Here is a 6,956-nt window from a genome sequence, read left to right on the forward strand (position 1 = left end):
TAATGAAGAAAACATTTTATAAAAATTTATTTAGGGATATAAGAAAGACATTTTCAAGATTTTTATCTATAGTAATAATTATTGCACTGGGAGTTGCCTTTTATGCTGGTGTTAGAGCTACTAGCCCAGATATGAAAGAATCAGCAGATTCTTATTTTAGTGAAACAGAGTTTATGGATTTTAAATTAGTTTCTACACTTGGACTCACTGATGAAGATGTATTAGAATTCCAAAAGCTAAAAGATATAAAAAGTGCAAAGGGAGCATTCTCATTAGATGCAGTAATTGAAAAAGACAAAAAGGCATTGGTGGTTAATGTTAATTCAATCCCATCTATAGATGGCATAAATAATATTAAAATCCTCACAGGAAAGATGGCCAACAATAATAATGAAGCAGTAGTTGAAGCTGGATTTTTAAAAGAGAATAAATTTAAGATAGGGGATGAAATAGAACTTAAATCAGGAAGTGATACTAAAATAGGTGATGACTTAAAAAACAGTACATTTAAAATAGTGGGAACTGCACTGTCACCTCTTTATTTATCAGCTCAAAGACAGTTAAGTTCAGTGGGAAATGGATCAGTTAAAGGATTTATATATATATTACCGGATGTATTTAAAAGTGATGTATTCACAGAGATATACGTAAAATCTAATAGTGAACATTCAAAAGATAGTCTTTTATTTAATGAAGATTATAAAAAAACTTCTATGGCTTTAGAACAAAATCTTAAAGAACTTGGAGTTATAAGAAGTGAAATTAGGTATTCAAAGATTTTAGGAGATGCAAACAGTAAGATAAATACTGCAGAAGAAAAATTAAATGCTTCGAAAAAAGAAGCAGCTGATAAATTCTCAGAGGGGTATAAACAAATAAACGACGCTAAAGATAAAATTAAACAGGGGAAAATTGAACTTGCAAAAAATCAAAGCATTTTCAATGAAAAAAAAGCACAAGGGGAAACTCAAATTGCACAGGGTAAAAAGAAACTTATTAAAAGTCAAGTGGAGCTTGATTTAGGGAAAGAGAAGGCTGCAAGTAATATTTCCACATCAATGGCTCTAAAAGTTTCGGAAGCGAAAAAACAATTGGAATCTGACCCTAGTAATGAAATCTATAAAGCTCAGTACAATGGAATAAATGAGATTTATATAAAAAACATTGTAGGAAAAGATTTTGACAGCATGTACAATTCATTAAAAACTAATTCAGCATTAGTGCAAATCAAGCCTTTTTTTGATATTGAACTTCTAAAAAATAAGTTTGATAGTTCACAATTACAAATTGATATTGGATGGGATGAATTAGAAAAGCAGGAGAAATTGCTTAAGCAAGGTGCGTTAGATTTATCAGCAGCAAATAAAAAGCTTGAAAACGGTGAAAAACAAGCTGATGAAAATCTGCTGAAATTAAAGGCTGAAGAAGATAAAGCAAACATTAAAATAAAAGATGGCGAAGCAGAAATTAATAAAAATAAAGATGAAATTAATGACATTGAAGCGCCAGACTTCTATGTGCTAGGACGTAGCACTAACGTAGGATATGAAACTTATAGACAAGACAGTGACAGAATAGACAATATAGGCAAAGCATTTCCACTTATATTTTTCCTGGTGGCAGCTTTAGTTAGTCTTACAACTATGACAAGGATGGTTGGCGAAAATAGAACTGAAATAGGAACTTTAAAGGCTCTGGGATATTCCAGATTGGCTATAGTTTCCCACTATTTAATATATGCACTAATAGCTAGTATAACTGGGAGCGTAATAGGTATATCCTTTGGATTTAGACTTTTTCCTCCACTTATTATGAAGGCATATTCTTCACTTTATGCTATTCCTTATTCGCTAACACCATTTAATGTTGGTCTTGCACTAGAGTCTTCATTAATTGCAATATTATTTACTACCTTAGCGGCTACTCTTGCAACGCTTGAAGAGTTAAGAGAAGCACCGGCATCACTAATGAGACCAAAGCCACCTAAGGCAGGGAAAACTGTATTACTGGAAAAAGTAACTTTTATATGGAAAAGATTAAGCTTCACAAACAAAGTTACTGCAAGAAATATATTTAGATATAAACAGAGATTTTTTATGACAGTAATTGGAATAGCAACTTGCACAGGCCTTATGATAACAGGGTTTGGACTTAAGTCAGGAATAGTAGGTGCTGTAGAAAGTCAATTTACAAAAATATATACGTATGACATGCAGTCAACTCTTAGGAGTGATATAGATATTAACGAGAAAAGCACAATAAAAAATAAAATAATGGAAGATAAAAACGTAAAATCTGTTTTATTCACATATACCAAAAATGGAACAGTAAATCTAAATAAATCTGGTACAGAAGACGCATATGTGGTAGTTACAGAAAATCCAGTGGAGATTAATAAGTATATTAATCTTACAATGAAGGACAAAAAACTAAATCTTAGTTCAGACGGCGTAGTTATTACGGAAAAGCTATCAAAACTTACCAATAAAAAAATAGGTGACACACTTGAAATAACCATGAATGAGAAGGTAGTAAAAGCTAAAATTACGGGTGTTACAGAACATTACTTGCAACATTACATTTATATGAGCTCTGATTATTATAAGAAACTAACTGGAGATGTTTTGAAATTTAACGGTTTTTATGGACTTATAAAATCAACCTCGGATAGCGCTGAAAATAGTACAACAAAAGCACTTACAGCCATAAAAAATATAGGATCTGTAAGTTATAAAAATAAAAATCATTTTGATTTCAATAAAACCACAAAGAGTATAAATTCGGTGGTTCTAGTACTCATAATATCTGCAGGTGTTCTTGCTTTTGTTGTAATATATAATCTTACAAATATAAATATCAATGAAAGAAAAAGAGAACTGTCTACAATTAAGCTTTTAGGTTTTTACGATAATGAACTTGCCTTATATATATATCGTGAAAATATTATATTAACGATAATAGGGAGTCTAACTGGAATACCTGTAGGAATATTTCTGAACAATTTTGTAATTAATACATCTGAGACTAATGTAATGATGTTTATGAGAAAGATTGATCCTATTTATTTCCTATATTCAGTGTTACTTACAATTTCTTTTTCTATAATTGTAAATTTAGTTATGTACAGAGAATTTGGTAACATCGATATGATAGAGTCATTAAAAAGTGCAGAATAATTAGATATTTATAAACGCTTTGAGCTTGCAATAGTACAATGCGTTTTTTTTATTAATGCAATTTAATTTTATATGGTATATTATAGTATAATAGAAACAAGAACAGATGAAATCGTTAATAAAAGGTGGTAATATGATGAGTGATATAGGCGGTATAGAAAGATTAAGAAATACATATTCAGAGCTTAAAGGCACAGAAAAAAGAGTAGGAGAATACATACTTAAAAATCCCAAGGATATTATTCATTCATCCATAACTGAACTTGCTGAAAATTGTAAATGTGGGGAAGCTACGGTGTTTAGGCTTAGTAAAAAATTGGGTTTTAAAGGATACCAGGATTTAAAGATAAGCATAGCAAGCGAAATTGTAAAGCCTATTGTAAATATACATGAGGAAATAAAAGAGAATGATGATGCTCTAGTTTTAATGCAAAAAATATTTAATTCTACAATAAGTTCTCTTAATGAAACTTTAAGGATAAATGATAGTAAAGAGTTAGATAAAGCTATTGGGTATATTCATAATGCAAAACGTATAGCTTTCTTTGGTATGGGTGGGTCGGCAGCAATAGCACTTGATGCCTATCATAAATTTATGAGAACAGGAAAGTACTGTATATTCCACGATGATTCTCATTTTCAAGCTATGGTAAGTGCCATGTATGATGAAAATGATTGCATAATAGCTATTTCAAATACCGGTAGTAATAAGGAACTAGTAGAGAACCTTGAAATAGCCAAGGGAAAAGGCGTGAAAATAATTTCCATAACTTCAAATTACAAATCCCCTATACTAAAAGTATCTGATGTGGTCCTCGTATCCTATGGTAAAGAAAATTTATCTAGAAGTGAGGCAATGGAGTCGAGAATTAGTGCACTGTCACTGATAGACTGTATGTTTGTGGGTACTTGTCTTAAGGATAAAGACAAATATTATAAGGCTTTAGGACAAATAAGGGAAGGCATTGCAAACAAAAGATATTAAAAATAATTTTCATATCTACATTAAAAATGAATTCTTATATTAATTTATGAAAATTATTTTCGTAAAACCCTTGATAAAACCTTTACATTATATTATACTAATAAAAAAGAAATAAATTTTCAAGGGGGAGATTTTCATGTCAAGTGCAGCTTATTTAACACTAGTTATAGTTTTAGGAATTGCTTTGCTATTATTTTTAATCATGAAGTTAAAGCTTCAAGCATTTGTTTCATTACTGCTAGTTAGTATGGCGGTTGCGGTAGCAGCTGGTATGCCTTTAGACACGGTAATGGGATCAATACAAAAGGGTATGGGTGGAACACTAGGTTTCATAGCGGTTGTGGTAGGCCTGGGTGCCATGTTCGGGCAAATGCTTCAGGTATCAGGGGGAGCAGAAAGATTAGCTAGAACACTTGTTAAAAAATTTGGTAAGGATAAATCACAATGGGCACTTATGCTAACTGGATTTATAGTTGCTATACCAGTATTTTTCGATGTAGGTTTTATAATTTTAGTACCAATAGTTTATTCATTAACTAAAGAAACTAAAAAATCAGTTCTTTATTATGGGCTTCCTCTTTTAGCAGGACTAGCTGTTACACATTCATTTGTGCCACCAACACCAGGACCTGTAGCAGTTGCTGCATTAGTAAATGCAGATATAGGTAAAGTTATTCTTTACGGTTTAATAGTAGGAATTCCTGCAGCAATACTTGCAGGACCAGTATTTGCTAAATATATTTCGAAAAAAATACATGCAGATGTTCCTGAATACATGTTACAAGAAACAGATGCTACTATAAAGGAAGACAAAGATTTACCAAGCTTTGGATTTGTACTATTTACTATAATGGTACCTCTTATATTGATAGTATTTAATACTTTTTCTAATGTATTTTTACCAGAGGATAGTTATTTCAGAACAGTTATGGGTTTTCTAGGACATCCATTTGCTGCACTAACAATAGCTACACTAATAGCCTTTGTGGGACTTGGAAGATATAGAGGGATGAGTCGAGAGAAGGTAAATGAAGTTGCAACATCATCACTAGCACCAGCAGGACTTATAATATTAGTAACTGGAGCAGGTGGCGTATTCAAACAAGTTTTAATAGATAGCGGTGTAGGTGAAATGCTTGCAAAGGGGTTAGTAGGTTCTAGCCTTAGTCCACTAATACTAGCATTTTTAATAGCTGCGGTAGTTAGGGTTGCTGCAGGTTCAGCAACAGTTGCCATGATGACAGCAGCAGGAATTATAGCTCCAATGCTTGGATCATTTAATGTAGAACCAGCACTAATGGTTATAGCAATAGCTTCAGGTGCTACAGTATTATCTCATGTAAATGATAGTGGATTCTGGCTTGTAAACAGATACTTTGGGATTTCAGAGAAGGATACGCTTAGGTCTTGGACAGTTATGGAAACTATAATAGGTGTAGTTGGACTATCTGGTGCATTGATTCTCAACTTATTTGTGTAAAAGGTATATACTTAATTAGAAATCAAATATACCCTATAGAGTAGATAAATAAAAAGGTCTACTTTATAGGGTATTTTCAAAGCTAAGAAAATTTATTTCAAAAGGAGGATAACATGGAATATTTTATTGGACTCGATATTGGAACAAGTAGTACTAAAGCCATTGCATTTGATTTAAAGGGGAATGTAATTTCAAAGTGTAATGTAGGTTATCCTATTTTAAATCCTAAGCCTTCATGGAGTGAGCAAAATCCTGAGGAGATGTTTGAGGCAGTTATTAATACTATTAAATATGTAGTAAATGAAAATGATGAAAATAATAATAAATTACTTGGTGTAAGTTTTAGCTCGGCTATGCACGGTATAATGGCTGTAAATGAAAAAGGGGACAAATTAACTGATTGTATCATTTGGGCAGATACTAGAAGCACTCAGTATTCACAAAATATAAAAAATAGTAAAGTAGGTCATGAAATCTATATGAAAACGGGTACCCCAATTCATCCAATGTCACCATTATGTAAGCTTGCATGGATGAGGGATAATATGAAGGAAGTATTTAAAGAAACATATAAATTTATTTCTATAAAAGAATATGTTTTTTTAAAACTATTTGGAAAATACGTTGTTGATTATTCAATTGCGTCTGCTACTGGTATGTTCGATATTTACGAGCTTTCATGGGATAAAAATTCATTAGAAATTGCAGGTATAAGTGAGGATAAGTTGTCGACTCCAGTATCAACAACACAATCATTTAAAGGAATGGAGAAGAAGTACGCAGATATGATGGGTCTTGATGCTCAGATGCCATTTATAATTGGAGCAAGCGATGGTTGTCTTGCAAACCTTGGAGCTAATGCAGTAAAGCCTGGAGATGCTGCCGTTACAATTGGAACTAGTGGAGCTATAAGAATAATAGCTGATAAACCCAAAAATGATGAAAGTGAAAGAATCTTTAGTTATATTCTTAATGAAGATCATTTTGTTCTTGGTGGGCCTGTTAATAATGGAGGGATTATTTTCAGATGGTTTAGAGACAATTTTTCGCAAATAGAACTGGAAAAATCCAATGAAATAGGCGTTGATCCTTATGAATTATTGACAGAAGTTGCGTCCAAGGTACCAGCAGGAGCAAATGGTTTAATATTTTTGCCCTACCTGCTTGGAGAGAGAGCGCCACATTGGGATGCAAACTCTAAGGGTGTATTCTTTGGAATAAACATTACACATAAAAGAGAACATTTCTTAAGAGCACTTCTAGAAGGAGTGATGTTTGGAGTTTATAGTGTGGGAAAAGCTTTAGAGGAGACAAC

At 32.3% G+C, this 6,956-nt stretch carries 4 protein-coding genes; all 4 read left to right on the forward strand.

Annotated elements, in window-relative coordinates; genetic code table 11:
• Window positions 1-2 precede the first annotated feature (2 nt).
• On the forward strand, window positions 3-3,176 hold the full coding sequence (locus JJD95_RS12350) for an FtsX-like permease family protein (protein ID WP_291643332.1): 3,174 nt from the start codon (window positions 3-5) through the stop codon (window positions 3,174-3,176).
• Between the two features lie 136 nt (window positions 3,177-3,312).
• Entirely contained in the window at window positions 3,313-4,161 is an 849-nt protein-coding gene (locus JJD95_RS12355) for a MurR/RpiR family transcriptional regulator (RefSeq protein ID WP_291643333.1), read from the forward strand.
• A gap of 136 nt (window positions 4,162-4,297) precedes the next feature.
• The gene (locus JJD95_RS12360) at window positions 4,298-5,641 is read left to right on the forward strand and encodes a GntP family permease (protein WP_291643334.1); all 1,344 of its coding nucleotides are present in this window, start codon (window positions 4,298-4,300) and stop codon (window positions 5,639-5,641) included.
• A 113-nt stretch (window positions 5,642-5,754) separates the two neighbouring features.
• On the forward strand, window positions 5,755-6,956 hold a 1,202-nt coding region (locus JJD95_RS12365; RefSeq protein ID WP_291643335.1), incomplete at its 3' end, for a gluconokinase.

Origin of the sequence: Clostridium sp. (genome assembly GCF_016650035.1) — a bacterium.
Lineage (GTDB): Bacteria > Bacillota > Clostridia > Clostridiales > Clostridiaceae > Clostridium_AD.

Bases quoted from the DNA above. Each gene is read 5' to 3' on its own strand.
- JJD95_RS12350 (WP_291643332.1), top strand. From the start codon at position 3: ATGAAGAAAACATTTTATAAAAATTTATTTAGGGATATAAGAAAGACA.
- JJD95_RS12360 (WP_291643334.1), top strand. From the start codon at position 4,298: ATGTCAAGTGCAGCTTATTTAACACTAGTTATAGTTTTAGGAATTGCT.
- JJD95_RS12355 (WP_291643333.1), top strand. From the start codon at position 3,313: ATGAGTGATATAGGCGGTATAGAAAGATTAAGAAATACATATTCAGAG.